The 22530-nt window shown below is 71.5% G+C and carries 19 protein-coding genes; 7 read left to right on the top strand and 12 right to left on the bottom strand.

Going from position 1 to position 22530, the window contains the following annotated elements; genetic code table 11:
• The first annotated feature begins 132 nt into the window (after window positions 1-132).
• Both PV963_RS26650 and PV963_RS26645 read left to right on the top strand, forming a co-directional pair.
• On the top strand, window positions 133-4788 hold the full coding sequence (locus PV963_RS26650; RefSeq protein ID WP_274818249.1) for an FtsK/SpoIIIE domain-containing protein: 4656 nt from the start codon (window positions 133-135) through the stop codon (window positions 4786-4788).
• Between the two features lie 293 nt (window positions 4789-5081).
• On the top strand, window positions 5082-5456 hold the full coding sequence (locus PV963_RS26645; RefSeq protein WP_274818248.1) for a hypothetical protein: 375 nt from the start codon (window positions 5082-5084) through the stop codon (window positions 5454-5456).
• On the opposite strand, the gene PV963_RS26640 is transcribed toward PV963_RS26645, so the two are convergent.
• Together PV963_RS26640 and PV963_RS26635 are read right to left on the bottom strand one after the other, a co-directional pair.
• Window positions 5371-7044, bottom strand: a complete 1674-nt coding sequence (locus PV963_RS26640; protein WP_274818247.1) for a serine/threonine-protein kinase — start codon at window positions 7042-7044, stop codon at window positions 5371-5373. The genes PV963_RS26645 and PV963_RS26640 overlap by 86 nt on opposite strands.
• Window positions 7045-7135: 91 nt before the next feature.
• Window positions 7136-7984: a menaquinone biosynthetic enzyme MqnA/MqnD family protein gene (locus PV963_RS26635; RefSeq protein ID WP_274818246.1), complete on the bottom strand. Its 849-nt coding sequence runs from the start codon at window positions 7982-7984 to the stop codon at window positions 7136-7138.
• A 320-nt stretch (window positions 7985-8304) separates the two neighbouring features.
• Here PV963_RS26635 and PV963_RS26630 point away from each other — a divergent pair, with 320 nt between their 5' ends.
• The 3 genes from PV963_RS26630 to PV963_RS26620 all read left to right on the top strand — a co-directional run bounded on the left by PV963_RS26630 (window position 8305) and on the right by PV963_RS26620 (window position 9622).
• Window positions 8305-8508, top strand: a complete 204-nt coding sequence (locus tag PV963_RS26630; RefSeq protein WP_003992177.1) for a cold-shock protein — start codon at window positions 8305-8307, stop codon at window positions 8506-8508.
• A 128-nt stretch (window positions 8509-8636) separates the two neighbouring features.
• A complete protein-coding gene (locus PV963_RS26625) occupies window positions 8637-8882 on the top strand; it encodes a hypothetical protein (RefSeq protein WP_274818245.1) in 246 nt (81 codons plus the stop codon).
• Between the two features lie 80 nt (window positions 8883-8962).
• Window positions 8963-9622 (top strand): class I SAM-dependent methyltransferase, encoded by a 660-nt coding sequence (locus tag PV963_RS26620; RefSeq protein ID WP_274818244.1) that lies wholly within the window; start codon window positions 8963-8965, stop codon window positions 9620-9622.
• 58 nt (window positions 9623-9680) lie between these two features.
• Here the strand turns inward: PV963_RS26620 and kstD are convergent, their stop codons facing one another.
• The 4 genes from kstD to PV963_RS26600 form a co-directional block, all read right to left on the bottom strand.
• Complete coding sequence (kstD, locus tag PV963_RS26615; protein WP_425541036.1) at window positions 9681-11459, bottom strand: 3-oxosteroid 1-dehydrogenase; 1779 nt, start codon at window positions 11457-11459, stop codon at window positions 9681-9683.
• 82 nt (window positions 11460-11541) lie between these two features.
• Entirely contained in the window at window positions 11542-12633 is a 1092-nt protein-coding gene (locus tag PV963_RS26610) for a sugar ABC transporter substrate-binding protein (RefSeq protein WP_274818242.1), read from the bottom strand.
• Window positions 12634-12771: 138 nt separating this feature from the next.
• Window positions 12772-14655, bottom strand: coding sequence for an AMP-dependent synthetase/ligase (locus tag PV963_RS26605; RefSeq protein WP_425541035.1), 1884 nt, complete (start codon window positions 14653-14655; stop codon window positions 12772-12774).
• 267 nt (window positions 14656-14922) lie between these two features.
• Complete coding sequence (locus PV963_RS26600) at window positions 14923-16206, bottom strand: acetyl-CoA C-acetyltransferase (RefSeq protein ID WP_274818240.1); 1284 nt, start codon at window positions 16204-16206, stop codon at window positions 14923-14925.
• Between the two features lie 94 nt (window positions 16207-16300).
• Here PV963_RS26600 and PV963_RS26595 point away from each other — a divergent pair, with 94 nt between their 5' ends.
• Together PV963_RS26595 and PV963_RS26590 are read left to right on the top strand one after the other, a co-directional pair.
• Window positions 16301-17674, top strand: a complete 1374-nt coding sequence (locus PV963_RS26595; protein ID WP_274818239.1) for a 3-oxoacyl-ACP reductase — start codon at window positions 16301-16303, stop codon at window positions 17672-17674.
• Window positions 17674-18519 carry a MaoC family dehydratase gene (locus PV963_RS26590; RefSeq protein WP_274818238.1) on the top strand — a complete coding sequence of 282 codons (846 nt, stop codon included), beginning with the start codon at window positions 17674-17676 and terminating at the stop codon, window positions 18517-18519. Before PV963_RS26595 ends, PV963_RS26590 begins: the two co-directional genes overlap by 1 nt.
• A gap of 46 nt (window positions 18520-18565) precedes the next feature.
• Here PV963_RS26590 and PV963_RS26585 read toward each other — a convergent pair whose 3' ends face one another.
• From PV963_RS26585 to PV963_RS26565, 6 genes are all read right to left on the bottom strand, one after another.
• The gene (locus PV963_RS26585; protein ID WP_274818237.1) at window positions 18566-19231 is read right to left on the bottom strand and encodes a TetR/AcrR family transcriptional regulator; all 666 of its coding nucleotides are present in this window, start codon (window positions 19229-19231) and stop codon (window positions 18566-18568) included.
• A 78-nt stretch (window positions 19232-19309) separates the two neighbouring features.
• Window positions 19310-20611 (bottom strand): dicarboxylate/amino acid:cation symporter, encoded by a 1302-nt coding sequence (locus PV963_RS26580; protein ID WP_274818236.1) that lies wholly within the window; start codon window positions 20609-20611, stop codon window positions 19310-19312.
• Between the two features lie 64 nt (window positions 20612-20675).
• Window positions 20676-20777, bottom strand: a complete 102-nt coding sequence (locus PV963_RS43690; RefSeq protein ID WP_342456402.1) for a putative leader peptide — start codon at window positions 20775-20777, stop codon at window positions 20676-20678.
• Window positions 20778-20918: 141 nt separating this feature from the next.
• Window positions 20919-21218, bottom strand: a complete 300-nt coding sequence (locus PV963_RS26575; RefSeq protein ID WP_274818235.1) for a DUF4229 domain-containing protein — start codon at window positions 21216-21218, stop codon at window positions 20919-20921.
• 107 nt (window positions 21219-21325) lie between these two features.
• Window positions 21326-21850, bottom strand: coding sequence for a GNAT family N-acetyltransferase (locus PV963_RS26570; protein WP_274818234.1), 525 nt, complete (start codon window positions 21848-21850; stop codon window positions 21326-21328).
• Between the two features lie 16 nt (window positions 21851-21866).
• Entirely contained in the window at window positions 21867-22517 is a 651-nt protein-coding gene (locus PV963_RS26565; RefSeq protein WP_274818233.1) for a UdgX family uracil-DNA binding protein, read from the bottom strand.
• Window positions 22518-22530: the final 13 nt, after the last annotated feature.

The following is a 22530-nucleotide window of genomic DNA, read 5'->3' as shown; positions in this document are numbered from 1 at the left end:
GTCATGAGGCCTCCCCACTGCCCCGCCCCAACCTGGAACGGATATCGTCGCTAAGACTGTGGCCCGCGTTGCGGAAGCGGCCACGGCAACCACAAAGGCCACACCGGCCCAGTGGCACGGGGAGGACTAGTCGTGCGCCTGACTCTGACCGTCGTCGACCCCTACGGCGGTGGTACCGCCGACGTGGTGCTCGATGCCGATCCTGAGTCCACCGTGGGAGACATCGCCCAGGAGCTCGCCAAGCAGGTCGGGCACAGCGGCGCGCAGATCATCCCGCTGGGACAGCACCGTCAGGTGCCGGCCAACAACGCGCCCCTCGTGTACGTCGACGGGTACGCCGTCGACCCGAACGCCACCGTCGTCGGATCGCCCCTGCGCGACGGCGCCGTCGTCAGCCTCCAGGATCCTTCCGGGTGTCTGCCCGGTGAGCCCACCGGGCTCGTCGAGCTGCGGGTCGTGGGTGGGCCCGCGGCCGGGTTCGTGCACCGTCTCGGCGTCGGGCGGTACGACATCGGCAGCGGGGCCGCCTCGTACGTCCGTATCGACGATCCCGAGGTCGACGCCCGGGCCCTCACCCTCTCCGTCGCCACCGACGGCACCTGCCAGGTCGCCGTGCACACGGACCAGGAGCACGTCACCCTCGACGGCAAGTCCCTCGCCGAGGACGAAAAAGAGGACCAGGGCGAGAAGAAGAAGACAAGCGAGAAGAAGAGCGGCAAGAAGAAGGACCAGGGCAACAAGAGGGACGAGAAGAAGGGCGGCCCCACCGACTGGCCCCTCGGTGCTCAGATCGGCATCGGCAACACCCTCCTCGAACTCACCCGCTACACACCCCCCAACGCCGCCCTCAAGTGGTCCGACGACGGCATAGGCCTCGACTACAACCGGCCCCCGCGGCTGCGTCCGCCCGAGCGGCAGACCAACTTCCGGCTGCCGTCGCCGCCGCGTGAGTACGAGGCCCGGCCGCTGCCCTGGCTGATGGCGCTGACGCCGCTCGTCGGTGCCGTCGTGTCGGTGATGATCTTCCAGCGCTGGTACTACCTGATCATGGCCGCGCTGAGCCCGTTCCTGCTCTTCGCGAACTACTACAACGACAAGAAGCACGGGCGGAAGTCGCACGCCAAGCAGGTGCAGGAGTACGAGGAGCAGAAGGAGCGGATCGAGAAGGACGCGCAGGACGCGCTGGTCACCGAGCGGAACGACCGGCGGCATGCCATTCCCGACCCCGCCACCGTCCTCGCCCTCGGGACCGGGCCGCGTACCCGTCTGTGGGAGCGGCGGCGTACCGACCGCGACCATCTCCTCCTGCGGGTGGGGACCGGGCAGTTGCCCTCCGAGGTCGTGCTCGACGACCCCGAGCAGGACGACCACCGTCGCCAGGTGACCTGGAAGATCGAGGACGCCCCGGTCGCGCTGCACCTGCGCACCCTCGGCGTCATCGGCATGGCCGGGCCCGGGGATTCCGCCCGTGCTCTCGGACGGTGGGCCGTCGCGCAGGCCGCGGCGCTGCACAGCCCGATGGACGTGCAGTTCTACGTGCTGAGCGACAACGCCGCGCAGGAGTCCTGGGACTGGGTGCGCTGGCTGCCGCACGCCCGGCCGTCCGGCGGGCAGGACGTCAACGTGCTCATCGGGACCGACGCCGAGACCGTCGGCGCCCGCATCGGCGAGCTGACGCAGATCCTCGACGCGCGCAAGAAGGCCGCCGAGCAGAACAAGTCGCAGGGCGGTTCGAGCTTCAGCGACCCCGACATCGTCGTCGTGTGGGACGGATCGCGGCGGCTGCGGTCCCTCCCCGGCGTCGTACGGCTGCTGCGCGAAGGGCCCTCCGTCTCCATGTTCGCCCTCTGCCTCGACGCCGAGGAGCGGTTCCTGCCCGGCGAGTGCCAGGCGTACGTCGTCGCCGAGCCAAAGGCCGAGGAGTACGAGCAGGCCCAGCAGGTCCAGCAGCAGTCCCAGCAGGTCGCGGGTGCCTTCCCTTCCTTCCAGGCCTGGCACACCACCGACCCGCAGCCCGAACAGGGCGGCCACACCGAGAAGTTGCGGCTGCGGGTGGAGGAGGCCGGTGCGGAGCGCCTGAAGGACGTACGGCCCGACTTCGTCTCCCCCGCCTGGTGTCTGCGGCTCGCCCGGTCGCTGTCGCCGCTGCGGGACATCAGCGGCGAGACCGAGGACTCGGCCCTGCCGGGCTCCAGCCGGCTGCTGGACGTGCTCCAGCTGGAGCCGCCGACGAGCGACGCGATCACGGCGCGGTGGCGGATGGGCGGGCAGTCGACGCTGGCCGTCATCGGTGAGTCGTACGACGGGCCGTTCGGGATCGACATCCGCAAGGACGGTCCGCACGGTCTCATCGCCGGTACGACCGGTTCGGGTAAGTCGGAGCTGCTCCAGACCATCGTGGCGGCGCTGGCGGTGGCGAACACGCCCGAGAACATGACGTTCGTGCTCGTCGACTACAAGGGCGGCGCGGCCTTCAAGGACTGTGTGCATCTGCCGCACACCGTCGGCATGGTGACCGACCTCGACGCCCACCTGGTGGAGCGGGCCCTGGAGTCGCTGGGTGCCGAGCTGCACCGGCGCGAGCACATCCTGGCCGCCGCCGACGCCAAGGACATCGAGGACTATCAGGATCTCGTGCGTCGGGATCCTTCGCACCAGCCGGTTCCCCGGCTGCTCATCGTCATCGACGAGTTCGCGTCGATGGTGCGTGACCTGCCCGACTTCGTGACGGGGCTCGTGAACATCGCCCAGCGAGGGCGGTCCCTCGGTATCCACCTGCTGCTGGCCACCCAGCGGCCGAGCGGTGTCGTGTCGCCCGAGATCCGCGCCAACACCAACCTCCGTATCGCCCTGCGCGTGACGGACGGCGGCGAGTCGACCGACGTCATCGACTCGCCGGAGGCCGGGCACATCTCCAAGAACACCCCGGGCCGCGCCTACGCCCGGCTCGGGCACGCCTCCCTGGTCCCCTTCCAGTCCGGACGCGTGGGCGGTCGCCGGCCCGGTGCGGCCGACCCGGCCGTGCTCATGCCCTGGGTGGGCCCGCTGACCTGGGAGGACCTCGGGCGGGCGGCGCTTGCCAAGCCGAAGGCCGAGGCCCGTGAGGACGAGGAGATCACGGACCTGAAGGTCCTCGTGGACACCATCCGCGACGCCAACCGCTCGCTCGGCATCCCGCCCCAGCACAGCCCGTGGCTGCCCGCCCTCGACGAGACTCTGCTGCTGGACGAGATCGAGGTGCCCGCGTTCGCCGGCGGCCCCGGCAAGCTGCCGCCGGCGCCGTACGGCATCGAGGACCTGCCCGCCAGCCAGTCCCGCCGCCCGGTCGTCGTGGACTTCTCCTCCTTCGGCCATCTGATGATCGGCGGTGCCCCGCGCAGCGGCCGCTCCCAGGTGCTGCGCACTCTCGCGGGCTCCATCGCCCGCACCCACTCCGTGGCCGACGTGCACCTCTACGGCATCGACTGCGGCAACGGCGCGCTGAACGCCCTGACCCGGCTGCCGCACTGCGGCGCGGTCGTCGGCCGTAACCAGACCGAGCGGGTCGTGCGGCTCGTCAACCGGCTCAAGGGCGAGCTGGGCCGCCGTCAGGACCTGTTGTCGGACAAGGGCTTCGCGGACATCGGCGAGCAGCGGGCCTCGGTCTCCGAGGACGAGCGGCTGCCGCACATCGTCGTGCTGCTGGACCGCTGGGAGGGCTGGGTGCCCACGCTCGGCGAGATCGACCACGGTTCGCTCACCGACGAGCTCCAGACGATGATGCGCGAGGGCGCGAGCGTCGGCATCCACCTGGTCCTCACCGGCGACCGGACCCTGCTGGTCGGCCGTATCGCGACCCTCACCGAGGACAAGTACGGTCTGCGGCTGGCCGACCGCAGCGACTTCTCGGCGCTCGGCATCCCGGTCCGCAAGGTGCCGGAGGAGATCCCGCCGGGGCGTGCGTTCCGCAACGAGTTCGGTACGGAGACGCAGTTCGCGCTGCTCGCCGAGGACACCAGCGGCCAGGGCCAGGCCGCGGCGCTGGCGGCGATCGGTGAGGCGGCCACCGCCCGCTACGTCGAAGTGCCGCGCTCGCGCCGCCCGTTCCGCGTCGACAGCCTGCCCAGCCGGATCTCCTTCCCGGAGGCCTGGGAGCTGCGCGACCCGGACGCGTCCCGCTCGCGCCTGTGGGGTCTGGTCGGCATCGGCGGCGACGAGATCGTCGGCTTCGGCCCCGATCTGGCGCAGGGCGTACCGGCGTTCGTCGTCGCGGGCCCGGCCAAGTCGGGCCGCTCGACGGTCCTGCTGAACTTCGCCCACTCCTTCCTGGCCCAGGGCACGCGCCTGGTCGTCGCGGCCCCGCGCCAGTCGCCGCTGCGCCAACTCGACGGCACGGAAGGCGTCCTGAAGGTCTTCACCGGCGACGACATCGACGAGGACGAGTTCGAGGAGCTCGTCGACCAGGCGTCCCTTCAGGAGCCGATCGCGGTCCTCATCGACGACGGCGAGATCCTGGAGGACTGCGACGCCGAGAGCCAGTTGAAGAAGCTGGTCTCCCGGGGCGCCGAGCGCGGCCTCGCCCTCGTCATCGCCGGTGACGAGGAGGACGTGTGCAGCGGCTTCTCCGGCTGGCAGGTCGACGCGAAGAAGGCCCGCCGCGGCATCCTCCTCTCGCCTCAGGAGTCCTCCAGCGGCGACCTCGTCGGCGTCCGCCTGTCCCGCAGCATGGTCGGCGGCCAGGTCGCCCCCGGCAAGGGCATGCTGCACCTCGGCGACGGGGAGCTGCGCACGGTCGTCGTCCCGGGGTGAGGCGTTGACCAGGGGTTCGGCGAAGCCGAAGCGGAGGAAGGCGGCGGGGGCCGCGCTGCGGTACGAGCACCGGCCCGGCCGGCCGAACGCCGGCGAGGCGAAGAAGCGGGACTGGAGCTGTGCCTGGGGCTGCGTGGTGATCCCCGGCTGCTTCGTCCTGCTGACGCCGCTGGTCCTCTTCGAGTGGTACTGGGGTCACGAGCTCTGGGGCGAATTCGCCCCCGTGGCCCGGCGGTGCGTACGCCTTCGCCGGCACGGTCGGTGCCCTGGTCCCGCTGGTCTTCCTCGCCTGGGTGGCGCCGCTGACCCGGATGAACTGGAAGAAGAGCAAGCCGCGTTCGCTGGCCTGGGCGGTCGCGTCCCTACCCGGGCTGGCCGCGGGCTACCTGGTCGCCGGGGTGATCGGCACGACCGCACGGCCCAAGCGGCGCCGTGACTGGGACTACGACTGCTACAGCGAGGGCGGGCCCTGCTGGGTGCATGTGCACTACCCGTGGCTGTGGGCCGTCGGCCTGGCCGCCACCCTCGCGATGATCACGCTCCTCATCGGCCTGTTCGCCCGGCACGTCCGCAGGTCGTCTGCTACCGCACCTTCGACATCCGAGCCTGAGGACGACCCGAGTCCTCGCTCTCCGACCGGTACTGGAGGTCGTCGCCCACCGGCGTGAGCCGCACGGTCGTGGGGGCCGGGTTGCAGCCGCCGTGGTTGGTCTTCGCGCCCACGGAGGTGGCGACCAGCTCCTTCTTCGTCACCTGCTTCAGGGTGAGTACGTCGACGCAGACGCCGCCGATCTGGTCGGTCTGGCGCAGGCGGCCCAACTCCTTGCCGACGGCGGCCCGTTCGACGGTGATCCGGAAGGTGCCGAGGGGCAGCCTGCCGTCGAGGGCGCTGCCCTGGCCCTCCCAGGTGCCGAGGTAGGCGGCGGGTACCGCACCGGAAGGGGCGGAGCTCGCGGTCGCCGCGGGTGGAGAGCCGGGGCCCGCGCCGGAGTCGCTCGTGTCGTCGTCGGAGGTCCGGTCCGGCAGCAGGTCGAAGACGAACACCGAGCCGATCGTCACGGCCGCCATCGCCCCGGCGACCGCCAGCGCCACGGTGCAGCTCAGCCTGCGCACCCGCCCGCCCCCCTCCGGCGTGGAGGTGGCCGCCACGGAGACGGAGATCTTGCCGGGGCGGCCGGTGGATGTGACGGCGTCCGGTGGGTCGCCGTCGCGAGGTCCGGGGACGGCAGCGGACGGAGGATGGGGCATGACCGGCGGCGGCCCGAACACCCCGGCGACCTCGCCGCCGGTCGTTTCCGGCACCCCCACCGAGGGGCTGCTGAACCCGACCGGCCCGGAAGGCGCCCCGGCCCCCGGCGCCGTCGCCTCCAGATTCAGCAACTGCACGGCGCTCCGGCTGACCTGCTCCACCAGCGCCCCCGGCAGCCACCCGCCCGCCACCAGCCGGGCCGCGCCCTCGGGAGCCAGCCGCCTGGCCACCTCGGCGGGGGCGGGCCGCGCACCCGGGTCCTTCGTCAGGCAGGCCGCCGTGAGGTCCCGCAACTGCCCGTCCAGCCCGTCGAGTTCCGGCTCCTCGTGGACGACCTTGTAGAGCAGGGCCGCCGAGGAGTCCCCGGGGAAGGGCGGTTCGCCGGTCGCCGCGTACGCCAGGACCGCGCCGAGCGAGAAGACGTCCGCCGCGCCCGTGACGCTCTTGCCGAGGATCTGCTCGGGTGACATGTAGCCGGGCGAGCCGATCGACACGCCCGTGGACGTCAGGGACGCCGTACCGTCCGTGGCCCGCGCGATCCCGAAGTCGATCAGCAGCGGGCCGTCGAGCGTGAGCAGTACGTTCGACGGCTTCACGTCCCGGTGCACCAGGCCCAGCTCGTGCACCGCCGCCAGCGCCTCGGCCAGCCCAGCCCCCAGCACCCGTACGGTGTGGGCCGGCAGCGCACCGCCCTCGGCGACCGCGGCCGACAGCGAGGGGCCCGCCGCGTACGCCGTCGCCACCCAGGGCACCCGCGCGTCCGGGTCGGCGTCCAGGACGGGTGCCGTCCAGGCGCCGCCGACCCGTCGGGCGGCGTCGACCTCGCGGCGGAAGCGGGCCCGGAACTCCTCGTCCAGGGCGAAGTGCGGATGGACGATCTTCACCGCGACCGTGCGGCCGCCGGCGCTGCGGCCCAGGTAGACCCGGCCCATGCCGCCGGAGCCCAGCCGGCCGAGCAGCCGGTAGGGCCCCACGACGGTGGGTTCGTCGACTTCGAGCGGCCGCATGGCGTCACCCCTCCCCCGTAGGCGCCCGCAGGCCTCGCCGGCCCCCGTACGCGCGCTCCCCCAGCAGAGTAGTGCGGGAGCACCGGCCCGCTCACGGCTGGAGCAGGTCCACCTTCACGTCCGCGGGGAAGCCGGTCGTCGGGCCGACGCGCCGGGCGAACTCGGCGACCGCCTCCAGCTGCGGGCCGCCGAAGCGGAAGTCGAGCGTCGTGAAGTACTGGGCGAGGGTCTCCTCGTCGAAGTCCTCCCAGCGGGCGGCCTGCTCGGCGACCTTGTCGACCTCTTCCAGGGAGAGGTTGCGGGAGGCGAGGAAGGCCTCGTGTACCTTGCGGGTGAGGACCGGCTCGCGCTCCAGGTAGTCGCGGCGGGCCGCCCAGACCGCGAAGACGAACGGCAGCCCGGTCCACTCCTTCCACAGCTGGCCCAGGTCGTGCACGTCCAGGCCGAAGCGCGGGCCGTCGAGCATGTTCGCGCGCAGTGCCGCGTCTCCGATGAGGACGGCCGCCTCGGCCTCGCCCATCATCAGGCTGAGGTCGGGCGGGCACGTGTAGTAGTCGGGCCGTACGCCGTAGCGCTCGGCGAGGAGCAGCTGGGCGAGGCGGACGGAGGTGCGGGAGGTCGACCCGAGGGCGACGCGGGCGCCGTCCAGCCGGTCCAGCGGGACCTGCGAGACGATCACGCAGGACATGACCGGGCCGTCGCAGCCGACGGCGATGTCGGGGAAGGCGACGAGTTGGTCGGCGTGCTTGAGGAACTCGACCAGGGTGATCGGGGCGATGTCGAGCTCGCCCTGCACCAGCTTCTCGCTGAGCTTCTCCGGGGTGTCCTTCGTGAGCTCGAAGTCGAGGAGCGTGCCCGTTCTGGCGAGCCCCCAGTACAGGGGCAGGCAGTTCAGGAACTGGATGTGGCCGACGCGCGGCCGGGTGCGAGGATTGTCCACATCGTGAGGCTAGCCCTCATGGCGTACGGGCCCGCGTCCGGCCCCGCGGTGGGCCCGTGACCGGCGGCCGGCACGCTCTCCGCCAGCCGGCGGGGGGATGTTCAAACATTCGGGTGACGTGATCTTGACCCCTATTGCATTCCGGGGACTGCGTGCTAGGCTCGTCGCAAGTTGCAGTTTGGTTTCCCTTGCAGTACAGAGCCTGCGGAGCATGTGACCGCGGGCTCTCGTCATTCTCAGACGTATGCAGTTGTGCAGAATTCATCTTCACACTTGCTGGTTCTGGAGCAGGGCAACCCTTTTGGGCCCAAGGAGGGCTTATGGCTACCGGAACCGTGAAGTGGTTCAACGCCGAAAAGGGCTTTGGTTTCATCGCCCAGGAGGGCGGCGGCCCCGACGTCTTCGTCCACTACTCCGCGATCAACGCGAGCGGCTTCCGCTCGCTCGAGGAGAACCAGCAGGTGTCTTTCGATGTCACGCAGGGTCCGAAGGGCCCGCAGGCTGAGAACGTCACGCCGGTCTGATCAGTAGTACCCAAGGAGCCCCGCGCCGTCAGGCGGCGGGGCTCCTGCCTTTTCGCCCCTTACGCCTCTCCTTACGCCCCGGTGAATTTCCGGCGAATTCCGCCCGTGGTCCCTTGGAGGATGACCGTATGCAGACAGACCCGGACCACGACGGGGAAGACAGCGGCACCCCCGCCGACAAGCGCCTGGCGTCGGGCCTCTCTCTCGGTCTGTCCCTCGGCACGGCGGTAGGACTCGTCCTCGGCATGACCGTCTTCGACGACATCGGCCTGGCCCTGGCCCTGGGCATGTGCCTGGGCACGGCGGTCGGTGCGGGGGCCGGGCTCTGGGGGCGGCAGACGGGCGAGGGCCGGGGAGACGGGCCTGCGCGGTAGGGCTGGGTTTTTACGAGCGCGGGCCGGCGGTGACAGTGCCTCGCAACAGGGGTGTCAGTGCCACGCCCTAGGGTCGGGCCATGACCGAAGCCGACTTCCTGACCGAGACCCGTGTCTTCTACGACGCCGTGGCGGAGGACTACGCCGTCCACTTCGGTGACCCGCCCGTGGCCACGCCGTTGGACCTGGGACTGCTCTACGGCTTCGCGGAGCTCGTGGGTGAGGGGGGCGAGGTCGCCGACCTGGGGTGCGGGCCCGGGCGGGTGACGGCGTACCTGGCGTCACGGGGGCTGTCCGTGTTCGGGCTGGACCTGTCGGAGTCGATGCTCGCGATCGCCCGGCGCGAGCATCCCGGTCTGCGGTTCGAGCGGGGCTCGATGCTGGAGCTGGACCTGCCCGACGGCTCGCTCGACGGGGTCGTGTCCTGGTACTCGACCATCCACACCCCGCTCGACCGGCTGCCGGACGTCTTCGCCGAGTTCGGCCGCGTCCTGCGGCCCGGAGGGCATCTGCTTCTCGGCTTCCAGGCCGGTGACGAGCCCCGCCGCTACGAGGAGGCCTTCGGGCACCAGGTGGCGCTGACCTTCCGGCGGCGGCAGCCGGAGCGGATCGCCGCCCTGCTGGAAGCCGCCGGTTTCGTCCTGCGCTCCCGGACCGTCCGGGAGCCCGACGAGGAACTCGGGGAGCCGGTCCCCCAGGCGTGCCTGGTGGCCCGCAAGCCGACGAAGCCGACGTCCTAGGCGTACCGGCGGCGTACCGGCGACACGCGTACCCGCCCGGCCCCCGGTACGCCGCCCCCTACAACACCCCCGCGATATCCCTCGCCGCGATATAGCCGAACGTCATCGCCGGCCCGATGGTCGAGCCCGCGCCCGCGTAGCTGTGGCCCATCACCGCAGCGCTGGCGTTGCCCGCCGCGTACAGGCCCGGGATCACCGAGCCGTCGGGACGCAGGACGCGGGCCCGGGCGTCCGTTCGCATGCCGCCCTTCGTGCCGAGGTCGCCGGGGACGATGCGGAAGGCGTGGTACGGGGGGAGCCGGAGGGGGGCCAGGCAGGGATTGGGGAGGACCGACGGGTCGGTGTAGTAGCGGTCGTAGGCGCTGTCGCCGCGGTGGAAGTCGGGGTCCTCGCCCCGCCGTGCCTGGGAGTTGAACCGGTCGACCGTCGTGCGCAGGGCCGCCGGCGGGACGCCGATCGACGTGGCCAGGGCGTCCAGGGTCCAGGCCTTGTGTGCGGCGCCCGAGTCGTACCAGGCGTCGGGGAGGGGCAGGGCCGGCAGGACGTCCTTGAAGAGGTAGCGGTTGCGGTAGTTCTGATCCACGATCAGCCAGGCCGGGATGGCGGGGTCGGTGGTGTGGACGTCGTACATCGTGTGGACGACGTCGCTGTAGGGCGCGGCCTCGTTGACGAAGCGCCTGCCCGATCCGTTCACCAGCAGCCCGCCCGGGAGGGTGCGTTCGGCGAGGCAGAAGTACGGCTGGCCCGGGATCGGGATCGCCGGGCCCCACCAGGCGTCGTCCATCAGGTCGAGCGCCGCGCCGAGCCGCTCCCCCGCCCGGATGCCGTCGCCGGTGTTCTCCTTGGCGCCGACCGTCCAGTCCGTGCCGATGGGCTGGCGCTGGTAGCGGTCGCGCATCGCCGCGTTGTGCTCGAATCCGCCGGAGCCGACGATCACGCCCCGGCGGGCGCGGATCAGGCCCAGGGCGCCGTCGCGGGTGACCACGGCTCCGGTGACCGTGCCGTTCTCGAGGTGCAGATCCGTCAGCGCCGTGTTCAGCCAGACCGGTACGCCCGCGGACCGCAGCCCCGCCCGCAGGCCCGCCGCCAGGGCCTGGCCCATGGTCAGGGGCTTCTCGCCCCGAAGGGCCGCCGCCGTCCCCCGTGCCAGACACTGTGCGGCCACGGCCGCCCCCTCGGCGTTCACGGCGGCCAGGGCCAGCCACTTGTAGTCCGCGCCGAAGACCACCATGCCGGCGGGGACGTCCATGTACGGCGCGTTCAGGCGGGCCAGTTCGGCTCCGAGGATCCTGCCGTCGAACTGGTCGGGCTCGATGGAGCGGCCGTTCGCCAGGCCGCCGGGCAGTTCTGGGTAGTAGTCGCTGTAGCCCTCCATCCAGCGGAAGCGCAGGGGGCTGTGGGCCATGACGTAGGAGATCGTCGCCGGGCCGTGGGCGAGGAAGGCGCGCTGCCGGTCGGCGGGGACGTCCGGGCCGACGACGGCGGCGAGGTAGGCGGCGGCCTTGGCCGGGGTGTCGGGGACGCCGACCGCGAGGATCACCGGGTTGTTCGGGATCCAGATCCCGGCACCGGAGCGGGCGGTCGAGCCGCCGAAGGCCGGGGCCTTCTCCACGACGACGCAGCTCAGCCCCTGCCCGGCGGCGGTCAGCGCGGCGGTCATCCCGGCCGCGCCGGAGCCGATGACGACGACGTCGTACGTACCGAGCGGGGGTAAGTCGGCGGCGTGGGCGCCCTGTTGCACTCCGGCGGCGACCGCGAGCCCGGCACCCGCGGCACCGGTCAGCACTCGTCTTCGGGAAGGGGAACCAGGGGAGACAGCGGATGGTGCGGAGTTCATGTCAGTGGCCATGACTTCTCCAGCGCGACAGGATTCAAGGGGTGGGGAATGTCGCGCGGGCGCCCAGCGAAGTCAAGAGGCTCTACTCAAGGCCGATCGCCTCGCAGTCCGCCTTGTACTTGGCCGTGCAGATGTCCTTGACGGTGTAGACGCCGTCCGTGACCACCGTCTCCTTGATGTTGTCCTTGGTGAGGGCGACCACCGGCACCAGCATCGCCGGGATGTCCTTCTCCGTGGGGCTGTCGACCGTATCCCGGGTCAGCGCGGCGAACTCGATCGAGCGGCCCTGGACCTTGGCCACCGCGATCTTCGCGGCGTTCGTCGCCTCCAGCAGGAACGACTTGTACACGGTCATGTACTGCTCCCCCGACACGATCCGCTGCACCGCGTCCAGGTTGGCGTCCTGCCCGGTCACCGGCGGGATCCTGGTCGCGCCCGCCTCCTTCAGCGCCTCGATGACGGCGCCCGCCATGCCGTCGTTGGCGGAGTAGACGGCGGCGATGTTGTCCAGGCCGACGGCCCGGATCGCCTTCTTCATGTTCGCCTTGGCGATCGAGGGCTTCCACTCCTTGGTGTCGTACTGCTCGACGATGTCGACCGCCCCCTGGAGCTCGCTCAGCGCGCCCTGCTTGAACCGTGCCGTGTTCGGGTCGGCCGGGTCGCCGTTCATCATGACGACCTTGCTCTTCTCGGCCTTCTCGCCGAGTTCCCCGACGATGGCGCGGCCCTGCACCTGCCCGACGAGTTCGTTGTCGTGGGAGACGTACGCGTCGATCGGCCCCTCGGCGAGCCGGTCGTAGGCGATGACCGGGATGCCGGCGTCCTTGGCCTTTTGCACGTCCGAGGCGATGGTCTTGGAGTTCAGCGCGTCCACCAGGATGACGTCGACCTTGTCGTCGATCATCTTCCGGAACTGCTCGCTCTGTCTGGACACGCTCGCCTCGGCGTTGGCGTACTTGACCTTGCCCTGGTTCTCGGTGAGGGAGGCGACCTCTTCCTTGATCAGGGGATAGTCGAACTTCTCGAAGCGCGCCGTGTCCCGGTCGGGCAGCAGCAGGCCCACCGTGATGTCGTTGCCCTTCTTCACACCCGCGGAGTCGTCACTCCCGCCGCCGCAGGCGGTGAGGGACAGGGCCGACACGGTGACCGCCAGGGCTATGGAGAGGGGACGCACAGCGGGCCGACGGGTGGTACGCGCTTTCACTGGTGGTGCCTTCCGATGGGGGGGAGCATCGCGACGGGGTGGCTGAAAGCCAAAGGGCAGACGCCTTGCGGCGTCAAGAACCCCGTGTGAAGAGATCGCAAAGGTGCCTCACCGCGCGTACAGCCCCTCCACTTCCGCCGCGAAGGCGCGCATCACCGCCTCGCGGCGGAGCTTCATCGACGGGGTCAGATGGCCCGCCTCCTCGGAGAAGTCCTCGGGGAGGATCGCGAAGCGGCGGATGGACTCCGGCCGGGAGACCATCTTGTTGGCCTCGTCGACGGCACGCTGGAGGACGGCGCGGAGTTCCTCGTCGTCGACGAGGAGTTTGGGCGGTACGGGGTGTTTGCCGTTCATCCGGCGCCAGTGGGTGATGCCGGCCGGGTCCAGGGTGATCAGGGCCGCGACGAAGGGACGGCCGTCGCCCAGGACCAGGCACTGGGAGATCAGCGGGTGGGAGCGCAGCCAGTTCTCCAGGGGTGCCGGGGCGACGCTCTTGCCGCCCGCGGTGATCAGCATTTCCTTCTTGCGGCCGGTGATCGTCAGATAGCCCTCGTCGTCCAGTTCGCCGATGTCGCCGGTGGCGAGCCAGCCGTCGGGGGCGGCGGGTACGACTCCACCGGCCTGGGGGTCCCAGTAGCCGCGCAGGACGTGGTCGCCGGCGAGGAGGATCTCGCCGTCGGCGGCGATGCGGACACGGGTGCCGGGCAGGGGCCAGCCGACCGTGCCCAGGCGGGGTTTCAGGGGCGGCGTGACCGTCGACGCGCCCGTGGTCTCCGTCAGGCCGTAGCCCTCGAAGATCTCGATGCCGGCTCCGGCGTAGAACGCGGCGAGGCGGCGGCCCAGGGGTGAGCCGCCGCAGATGGCGTAACGGACCCTGCCGCCCATGGCGTTGCGGATACGGCGGTAGACCAGGGGGTCGTAGAAGACCCGGGCGGCTCTCAGGGCGCGGGAGGGGCCGGGGCCGGTGCCCGTCTGCTGGGCCTCCATCGCCTCCCCGTAGCGCTGCGCCACCGCCACCGCACGGTCGAACGACGTCACCCGGCCGCCCGCCTCGGCCTTGGCGCGGGCCGAGTTGAAGACCTTCTCCAGCATGTACGGGATGGCGAGCAGACAGGTCGGCCGGAAGCTCGCCAGGTCCGGGAGCAGGTTCTCCGCCTTGATGCTCGGCGCGTGGCCCAGCCGTACGCGGGCGCGGACGCAGGCGATCGCCACCATGCGCCCGAAGATGTGGGACATGGGCAGGAACAGCAGGACCGAGGCCTCTTCGCTGGTCCTGGCCCTGAAGACGGGGTAGAGGAGCTCGATCGCGTTGTCGACCTCGGCGAAGAAGTTGCCGTGGGTGAGCGCGCAGCCCTTGGGGCGGCCCGTGGTGCCGGAGGTGTAGACGAGGGTGGCGAGGGTGTCGGGGCCCAGCATGCCGCGCCGCACCTCGACCTCATGGTCGAAGAGGTGGGCTCCGGCTTCCGCCAGCCGGTCCACGTGGCCCTTCTCCACGACCCACATGTGCCTGAGGTCGGGCAGGCGGTCGCGCTCCGGGCCGAGCGCGGCGGCCTGCCCGGCGAACTCGGTGATCAGGGCGACCGCGCCGGAGTCCTGGAGGATCCAGCGGGCCTGGAAGACGGAGGACGTGGGATAGATCGGAACGGTGACGAGACCGGCCGCCCAGGCCGCGAAGTCCAGGACCGTCCACTCGTAGATGGTGCGGGCCATCACGGCGATCCGGTCGCCGGGCATCAGCCCTTCGGCTATCAGCCCTTTCGCCACGGCCAGCACCTGGTCGGCGAACTGCGCCGCCGTGACGTCGCTCCAGCGCCCGTCGGCGTCCTTGCGGCTGAGCGCCACGGCGTCCGGGTGCGCGCTCGCGTTGTCGAACGGCAGGTCGGCGAGCGACCCGTGGGTCCACGGCGGTGCCAGCGGCGGTACGGACGCCTCGCGCACCGCCCCGTCCAGCCGCCGTGTCTCGGGCTCGACCAGGACCGGTCCGCCGTACATGTCACCGTAGGCGGAGGAGGGATGGGCAGTGGACACGGGCGGCTCCTGGGGCGCGCAGCGAAGGAACTGCTTGCTGCGATACGTACGTGCCTCGCACGCCGAGGCGCTCAACCGGTTGAACCCCCAGAAAGGGGTTACTGGCGGTAGGAACGGGATCGTACGGGCCTCACGTGGCGGGTTTGTGCGGGTTCGGGGATGGTCCGGAGCCAGGCCTGTGCATTCTCGGGGGTTAGGTGAGGGTCCTTCAGGTTCGGTCCGCCGTCACCCTCAGGCCCGCTCCAGGATCGCCGTCACCCCCTGCCCGCCCGCCGCGCAGATGGAGATCAACCCGCGGGCGGGCGCGTCCCGTTCGGCGAGCAGCTTGGCCAGGGTCGCCACGATCCGGGCGCCGGTGGCGGCGAAGGGGTGGCCGGTGGCGAGGGACGAGCCCGCGACGTTCAGCCGGGCGCGGTCCACCGTGCCCAGGCCCCGCTTCTCCCAGGCCGCGAGCGTCGCCAGCACCTGGGAGGCGAAGGCCTCGTGGATCTCCACCAGGTCGAAGTCGGCCAGGCCGAGCCCGGCCCGCTCCAGCATGCGCGGCACGGCGTACGCGGGCGCCATGAGCAGCCCGTCCTCGCCGCCGGCGACGTCTCCGCCGACGAAGTCGACGGCCGCCGTCTCGTACGCGGTGAGGTACGCCAGTGGCTCCAGGCCGCGCTCGCGGGCCCACTCCTCGCTCGCCAGGAGGACGGTCGCGGCTCCGTCCGTCAGCGGGGTCGAGTTCCCGGCCGTCATGGTCGGGTCGGGGTGGTCGAGGCCGAACACCGGCTTGAGGGAGGCGAGTTTCTCCGCGGTCGAGCCGGGGCGCAGGTTCTGGTCGCGGGCCAGGCCTCGGAAGGGGACCACCAGGTCCTGGAAGAAGCCGCGTTCGTACGCCGCCGCCAGCCGCTGGTGACTGGCCGCCGCCAGTTCGTCCTGCGCCTTGCGGCCGATGCCCCAGGCGCGGGCGGTGACGGCGGCGTGTTCGCCCATGGACAGGCCGGTGCGCGGCTCGGCGTTGCGCGGGATGTCAGGGACGAGGTGGCCCGGACGCACCTTCGCCAGGGCCTTCACGCGCCCGCCCAGGGACTTCGCCCGGCGCGCCTCCAGCAGGACGCGGCGCAGGGTGTCGTTGACGCCCAGGGGCGCGTCGCTCGCCGTGTCGGCGCCGCCCGCGACCGCCGACTCGGTCTGGCCGAGAGCGATCTTGTTGGCGGCGGCGATGACGGCCTGGAGTCCGGTGCCGCAGGCCTGCTGGATGTCGTAGGCGGGGGTGGTGGGGTGCAGGCGGGAGCCGAGGACCGTCTCGCGGGCCAGGTTGAAGTCGCGGCTGTGCTTGAGGACCGCGCCGGCCACGAACTCGCCGACCGCGCCCGGCTCTTGGAGCCCGTACCGCTCGACCAGGCCGTCGAGGGCGGCGGTGAGCATCTGCTGGTTGGAGGCGGTGGCGTACGGGCCGTCGGAGCGGGCGAACGGGATGCGCGCTCCGCCGACGACCGCCACGCGCCGCACCGACATCTTCTGGGGGCTCATCTCGACCCGCTCCTCGTCTGTGACGTAGCCTTACCTACGGTAACCTTACTCCAGAGTAAGCAAGTGTGAGCCGTCATCCGAGCTGGGAGTCGCCATGGCCGACCGCTATCTGAGCTTCACCGCCACCGGGCCCGGCCGCTTCCTCACCCGCCGGCTCGGCCTGCCCCAGCCCGCGGCGCTGACCCGCTGGTCTCCCGGGCGGCCCACCCTGGACGGCGGCCTGCTCCACCTCACCGCCGGCAGGTCCGGCCTCGATCTGGCGCCGGTCCTCGCCCGTACGGGGATCGGCCCGGCCGGCTCCGACCGGGCGGCGGCCGTCGTCCTGGACGCGAGCGGGGTGCGGGACGTCGAGGGCCTGGCCGAGGTGCACGCGGCCCTGCACCCCGTCGTGCGGTCGGTCGCCGCTGGGGGCACCTCCCGCTCGAGCGCAGCCGAGAGTGGGGGAGGGCGCGTGCTCCTGCTCGGCGCGCCGCTCGACCCCGCCGACCATCACCAGGCCGCCGCCCAGCAGGCCCTGGAGGGCTTCACGCGCTCCCTCGGCAAGGAGATCGGCCGGGGCAGGACCGTGAACCTGGTCCGGCTCACGGACGCGGCGGCCGCCGAATCCACTCTCCGTTTCCTGCTGTCGCCCAAGTCGGCGTATGTGAGTGGACAGGTGATCGAGGTCGGGGCGGGTGAGACGGCGTCGGGCGAGACCGCCCCGGACGACGAGCCCTCCGCCCCCGTCGACTGGAACCGCCCCCTGGCCGGCCGCACCGCCCTGGTCACCGGTGCCGCGCGCGGCATCGGCGAGGCGGTCGCCGAGACGCTCGCCCGGGACGGGGCCCGGGTCGTGGTCCTCGACGTGCCGCAGGCCGAGCGGGACGCCCGGCGCGTCGCCGACCGGCTCGGCGGCACCGCGCTGCTCCTCGACATCACGGCCGCCGACGCGGGCGCCCGGATCGCCGAGGCCCTGCCGGACGGTCTGGACCTGCTGATCCACAACGCGGGCATCACGCGGGACCGGCGACTGGTGAACATGCCCGCCGAGCGCTGGATCCCGGTGCTGGAGGTGAACCTGGCGAGTGTGCTGCGCACGACGGACGCGCTGCTGAAGGCCGGGACGCTGAACCGGGGCGGCCGGATCGTGGCGACCGCCTCGATCGCGGGTATCGCCGGCAACGCGGGCCAGACCAACTACGGGGCGAGCAAGGCGGGCATCGTCGGCCTGGTCCGCTCCCTCGCGCCGCGCGCGCTCGCCGAGCACGGGGTGACGGTCAACGCGGTCGCGCCGGGCTTCATCGAGACGAAGATGACGGCCGCCGTCCCGCTGTTCATCCGCGAGGCCGGCCGCCGCATGAACTCCCTCGCGCAGGGCGGTCTGCCGGTGGATGTCGCCGAGACCACGGCCTGGCTCGCGCACCCGGCCTCGGGCGCGGTCAACGGACAGGTCGTACGCGTATGCGGCCAGAGCCTGCTGGGGGCGTGATGGCCGACGCCGCTCTCGTCCTCACCGGGTCCCCCTCCCTCGCCCCGCTCCTCGCGCGCGGCGCCCTGCTGTCCCCCTTCAAACGCCCGGCCCCCGACGCGCAGTTCCCGCGCACCCGGCTCGTCCTGCCCGGCCTGCGCGTCGACCTCGCGCGGCTGGCGGCGTACGAGCGGGTCTGCGGGTTCCCGACCGGGGAGGACGCGCTGCCGCTGCCGTATCCGCACGTGCTGGGATTCCCCCTGGCCATGCGGCTGATGAGCGGCCGGGACTTTCCGCTGCCGCTGCTGGGCCTCGTCCACACGTCGATCACGATCACCCGGCACCGGGCGACGCCGGCCACCGGAGCGTACGAACTCGCGGTGTACGTCAAGGGGTTGGCGCCCCACCGGCGCGGCACCGAGGCGACGGTCGTCACCGAGGTGCGGGAGGGCGGGGACCTCGTATGGGAGTCGGGCAGCACGTACCTCGCCCGGCACCGCACGCGATTGCCCGCCGAGGCTCCCCGGGAGGAGGTACGCAAGCCGCTGCCGGCCGTGGCCGAGTGGCGCCTCGCCGAGGACGTCGGACGGCGGTACGCGGCGGCGTCCGGCGACCGCAACCCGATCCACCTCCACCCGCTCACCGCCCGCCTGTTCGGCTTCCCCCGGGCCATCGCGCACGGCATGTGGACCGTCGCCCGCTGTCTCGCCGCGCACGGCACACCGGACTCCTGCCGCGTACGCGCGCAGTTCCGGGCGCCGGTCCTGCTGCCCGGTACGGTCACGTACGCGGCGGTGGACGGCCGCTTCGAACTGCGGGGCCGGGAGGAACGGATCCACGTGACGGGGGACGTCTATCCCACCTGAGGGCCCGCCTGCTCCTCCGGCCGGATCCACGTTACGGGGGGGACGTCTATCCCACCTGAGGGCCCGCCTGCTCCCCCGGCGGTGACCACGGCCGCCCCGCCATGAGGTCGCCCAGGCCCGCCCAGGCGAAGTTCATCATCGTGGCGGCGGCCTGGCGGGCCGTCACGCCCGAGGTGGCGTTGGCCCAGGCGGCGAGCGACTCGGCGGCGCCGACCAGGGCCTCGGCGAGGCCCGCGACCTCGCGTTCGGGCAGGTCGGGGTCGCGGTGCGCCTCGCGTGCTGCGGCGAGGATCAGTTGTGTCACGAACGCGACGATCTCCTCGCGCATCGCGGCGACTTCGGCGGCGAAGGGCTCGCCGTGCGTACGGGCCTGGAGGTGCAGGACCGCCCAGGCGTCCGGGTTGCGCGCGGTGTGCGCGAAGAACACCCCGAGCCCTTCCCAGAGTTGCCGGTCGGCGGGCAGATCGGGCCGGACACCGGCCCGCACCGCCTCGACGAGTGCCTTGGCCTCGCGGCGGATGCAGGCGGTGAAGAGGTCTTCCTTGGAGTTCAGGTACAGGTAGACCAACGGCTTGGACACGCCCGCGAGTTCGGCTATCTCGTCCATGGACGCGGCCCTGTAGCCGCGCTGTCCGAAGATCTGCACGGCGGCGTCCAGCATCTGCTGCTCACGGACCGCACGCGGCATCCGCTTGGTCTTCACGGCACCCATACCGCTTAGCGTACGGTCCCCCCGGCCGGCCCTCGGTCGGGAAACCGAGGAGGACCGGCCAGGGAAGGGCGTCGGCGCTCAGGCCGCTGCGGGGACCTGTTCGGGCTGTGCGTCGCGCGGCCCGTCCAGGGAGGAGCCGTCGGCCGTGGCGTAGGCGTTGCGGTCGAGCAGGTTCTCCCGGGCGGAGACCAGGACCGGGATGAGAGCCTGACCGGCGACGTTGGTCGCGGTGCGGATCATGTCGAGGATCGGGTCGATCGCGAGGAGCAGGCCCACGCCCTCCATCGGCAGGCCGAGGGTGGAGAGGGTGAGGGTCAGCATGACCGTCGCGCCGGTGAGACCGGCGGTGGCGGCGGAGCCGACCACCGAGACGAACGCGATCAGCAGGTAGTCGCCGACACCCAGCTGGATGTCGAAGATCTGGGCGACGAAGATCGCGGCGATGGCCGGGTAGACCGCGGCGCAGCCGTCCATCTTGGTCGTCGCGCCGAACGGCACCGCGAAGGAGGCGTACTCCTTCGGCACGCCGAGCCGCTCGGTGACCTTCTGGGTCAGCGGCATCGTGCCCACGGACGAGCGGGAGACGAAGGCCAGCTGGATCGCGGGCCAGGCACCCTTGAAGAACTGGACCGGGTTGACCTTGGCGACGGTCGCGAGCAGCGTCGGGTAGACGCCGAACAGCACGATCAGGCAGCCGACGTAGATGTCGGCGGTGAACGTCGCGTACTTGCCGATCAGGTCCCAGCCGTAGGTGGCGATGGCGTTGCCGATGAGGCCGACGGTGCCGAGCGGGGCGAGCCGGATGACCCACCACAGCGCCTTCTGCAGCAGTTCGAGCACGGACTCGCTGAGGGTGAGGATCGGCTGGGCCCTCTCCCCGAGCTGGAGGGCGGCGATACCGGCGACGGCGGCCATGAAGACGATCTGCAGCACGTTCAGCTCGGTGAACGGCGTGATGACGTCGGTCGGCACGATGCCGGTCAGGAAGTCGATCCAGGAACCGGTGTCCTTGGGCTTCGCACCGTCCTGGGGGGTGAGACCGGTGCCGGCGCCCGGGTTGGTGACCAGGCCGATGACCAGGCCGATGCTCACCGCGATCAACGACGTGGCCATGAACCACAGGAGGGTGCGCGAGGCCAGGCGGGCCGCGTTGTTGACCTTCCGAAGGTTGGTGATCGAGACCAGGATCGCGAAGAAGACGAGCGGGGCGACGGCGAGCTTCAGCAGGCCGATGAAGGTGTCGCCGACCTTCTCCAGGGTCGTGACCAGCCAGGACAGGTCCTGGCTGCGGGCGAGCCAGCCGAGCAGCACACCCAGGACGAGACCGGCGATGATCTGGGCCCAGAAGGGCACCTTGAAGGACTTCGTGTGTGAGGACACGGACTGGCTCCGTTGGGGGGACGCGTAGGGACTGACGTGGGAGACGACGGGGGGTTGCGTTACGTCAGGGACGGCAGATAGCGGACGCGCACCGACAGAGATCCACGTGCAGGCGCGCCACGAGCAGAACGCTCAGGGGCTTGGAGGGCGCGACTGCTGACTTCATGGCATCGACCTTAACACCTGAGCTTTGAGGACCCCAAAGCCTGGCTTTGACAGGCTGAAATACGACTCCACCCACACAAGACAAAGCGCCCCGTTTCCGAGCAATTACGGAAACGGGGCGCTGTACGCCGATGCGGGGACCTTACGAGGTCTGCCCCTGCGCCCGGGACGTGTCGTCGGCGACGTCCTCCTGGCTGCGGTTGGCCTCCAGGTTGGCCTTCATCCGGTCGACCCGCTGCACGATCTGCACGGACGCCCGGTCCCGCTCCTTGCGCAGCACGACGAAGCTGATCGGCGCGGAGAGCAGCAGGGCGAGCATGACGATCCACAGGCCGTTGCTGGCGCCGAGGCCGCGCGGAGCGAGGCCGGAGTAGACGAGGCCCCAGACGACCACGAGGCAGCCTGCGAAGATCCCGAGGCGCATCAGCGTGTAGCGGAGCATCTCAATACACTCTTCCGGTTCGAACGGCCAGAACGCACCCAAAGGGGCACCGTCCAGTGAAGCACGCCGGACGGCCGATCTTGCAGGGGGGTACGGGACCGCGGGGCTCAGTTCAGCGGCAGCAACATGATGACGTCGTCCCGGTCGTCGCCGGGCGCCACCCGGATCGCGCCGGGGATGCGGCCGACCTCCTTGTAGCCACAGGACTCGTAGAAGCGCTCCAGGCCGAGACCGCCCCGGCAGGTGAGGCGGATCGCCTCGATCCCGTCGAGTCCGCGGGCCGCGTCCGCCGCGGCGGCCAGCAGGTCACGCCCGTAGCCCTTGCCCTGATGACGCGGGTGCACCATCACCGTGTAGAGCCACAGCCAGTGCGTCATCAGACGGTGCGTGTTGAGGGTGAGGAACGCGGTCGCCGCGACGCGCCCCTCCTCGTCGTGCCCGACGAGCAGCCTGACCCGGCCCTCCGCCATCGACGCGAAGTGCTGCACCAGCGAGGGTCGGACGTCCTCCCGCGTCACCGGTGGCACGAAGCCGACGGCCCCGCCGGCGTTGGAGACGTCGGCCCACAGGTCGAGGATGCCGTCGCGCAGGTCGGGCGTGACGGCAGGATCGAAGGTGAAGGTAAGGGGCATGGAGCGATTGTAGCTATTACCCCAGTGCCTGTGCCGCCACTTTCAGATCCGACAGCAGCCCCCGGTACGCCGCCTCCCGGTCGTCCGCCCGCAGCACCGACGACGGGTGCACCGTCGGCACCAGCCGCTCCGGCCGGCCGTGGATCTCCTCCTCCAGTACCGTGCCGCGCACCTGCGTGACCCGGAACGAGGACCCGAGCAGCGCCTTCCCGGCGGTGGCCCCCAGGACGACGATCAGCTCCGGCTCCACGACCGCGAGTTCCGCGGCCAGCCAGGGCCCGCACGCGGTCATCTCCCGCAGGGTGGGCGCCTTGTGGATCCGGCGCTTGCGCGGCTCGGCCTGGGTGAACTTGAAGTGCTTGACCGCGTTGGTGACGTAGGCCTCGGAGGGGTCTATCCCCGCCTCCTCCAGCGCCCGGTCCAGGAGCCGCCCGGCGGGCCCGACGAACGGCTTCCCCTGCCGGTCCTCCTGATCCCCGGGCTGCTCCCCGACGAGCATGACGCGAGCGTCCTTGTTTCCGGCCCCGAACACGGTCTGGGTGGCGTCCCGGTGCAGCGGGCACCCCCGGCACTCGGCAGCGGCCCGCCGCAGAGCGGTCAACCCACCGCGCTCGGGAACGAAGGGTTCAGCGGTATAGGCGTCCTCAGGCGCCTTGATGGCAACCATGCCAGCCGGGTAC

Source organism: Streptomyces coeruleorubidus, from assembly GCF_028885415.1.
Taxonomy (GTDB): Bacteria; Actinomycetota; Actinomycetes; order Streptomycetales; family Streptomycetaceae; genus Streptomyces; species Streptomyces coeruleorubidus_A.
The sequence above is the reverse complement of the archived record's forward strand: the minus strand, read 5'-3'. Positions and strand labels throughout refer to the sequence as shown.

Excerpts from the sequence above, each read along its gene's own strand:
- kstD (WP_425541036.1), bottom strand. The coding sequence starts at position 11,459 with ATGAACTCCGCACCATCCGCTGTCTCCCCTGGTTCCCCTTCCCGAAGA.
- PV963_RS26630 (WP_003992177.1), top strand. The coding sequence starts at position 8,305 with ATGGCTACCGGAACCGTGAAGTGGTTCAACGCCGAAAAGGGCTTTGGT.
- PV963_RS26565 (WP_274818233.1), bottom strand. The coding sequence starts at position 22,517 with ATGGTTGCCATCAAGGCGCCTGAGGACGCCTATACCGCTGAACCCTTC.
- PV963_RS26570 (WP_274818234.1), bottom strand. The coding sequence starts at position 21,850 with ATGCCCCTTACCTTCACCTTCGATCCTGCCGTCACGCCCGACCTGCGC.
- PV963_RS26640 (WP_274818247.1), bottom strand. The coding sequence starts at position 7,044 with ATGCGGCCGCTCGAAGTCGACGAACCCACCGTCGTGGGGCCCTACCGG.
- PV963_RS26575 (WP_274818235.1), bottom strand. The coding sequence starts at position 21,218 with ATGCTCCGCTACACGCTGATGCGCCTCGGGATCTTCGCAGGCTGCCTC.
- PV963_RS26625 (WP_274818245.1), top strand. The coding sequence starts at position 8,637 with ATGCAGACAGACCCGGACCACGACGGGGAAGACAGCGGCACCCCCGCC.
- PV963_RS26600 (WP_274818240.1), bottom strand. The coding sequence starts at position 16,206 with ATGAGCCCCCAGAAGATGTCGGTGCGGCGCGTGGCGGTCGTCGGCGGA.
- PV963_RS26595 (WP_274818239.1), top strand. The coding sequence starts at position 16,301 with ATGGCCGACCGCTATCTGAGCTTCACCGCCACCGGGCCCGGCCGCTTC.
- PV963_RS26585 (WP_274818237.1), bottom strand. The coding sequence starts at position 19,231 with ATGGGTGCCGTGAAGACCAAGCGGATGCCGCGTGCGGTCCGTGAGCAG.
- PV963_RS26605 (WP_425541035.1), bottom strand. The coding sequence starts at position 14,655 with ATGTACGGCGGACCGGTCCTGGTCGAGCCCGAGACACGGCGGCTGGAC.
- PV963_RS43690 (WP_342456402.1), bottom strand. The coding sequence starts at position 20,777 with ATGAAGTCAGCAGTCGCGCCCTCCAAGCCCCTGAGCGTTCTGCTCGTG.
- PV963_RS26590 (WP_274818238.1), top strand. The coding sequence starts at position 17,674 with ATGGCCGACGCCGCTCTCGTCCTCACCGGGTCCCCCTCCCTCGCCCCG.
- PV963_RS26620 (WP_274818244.1), top strand. The coding sequence starts at position 8,963 with ATGACCGAAGCCGACTTCCTGACCGAGACCCGTGTCTTCTACGACGCC.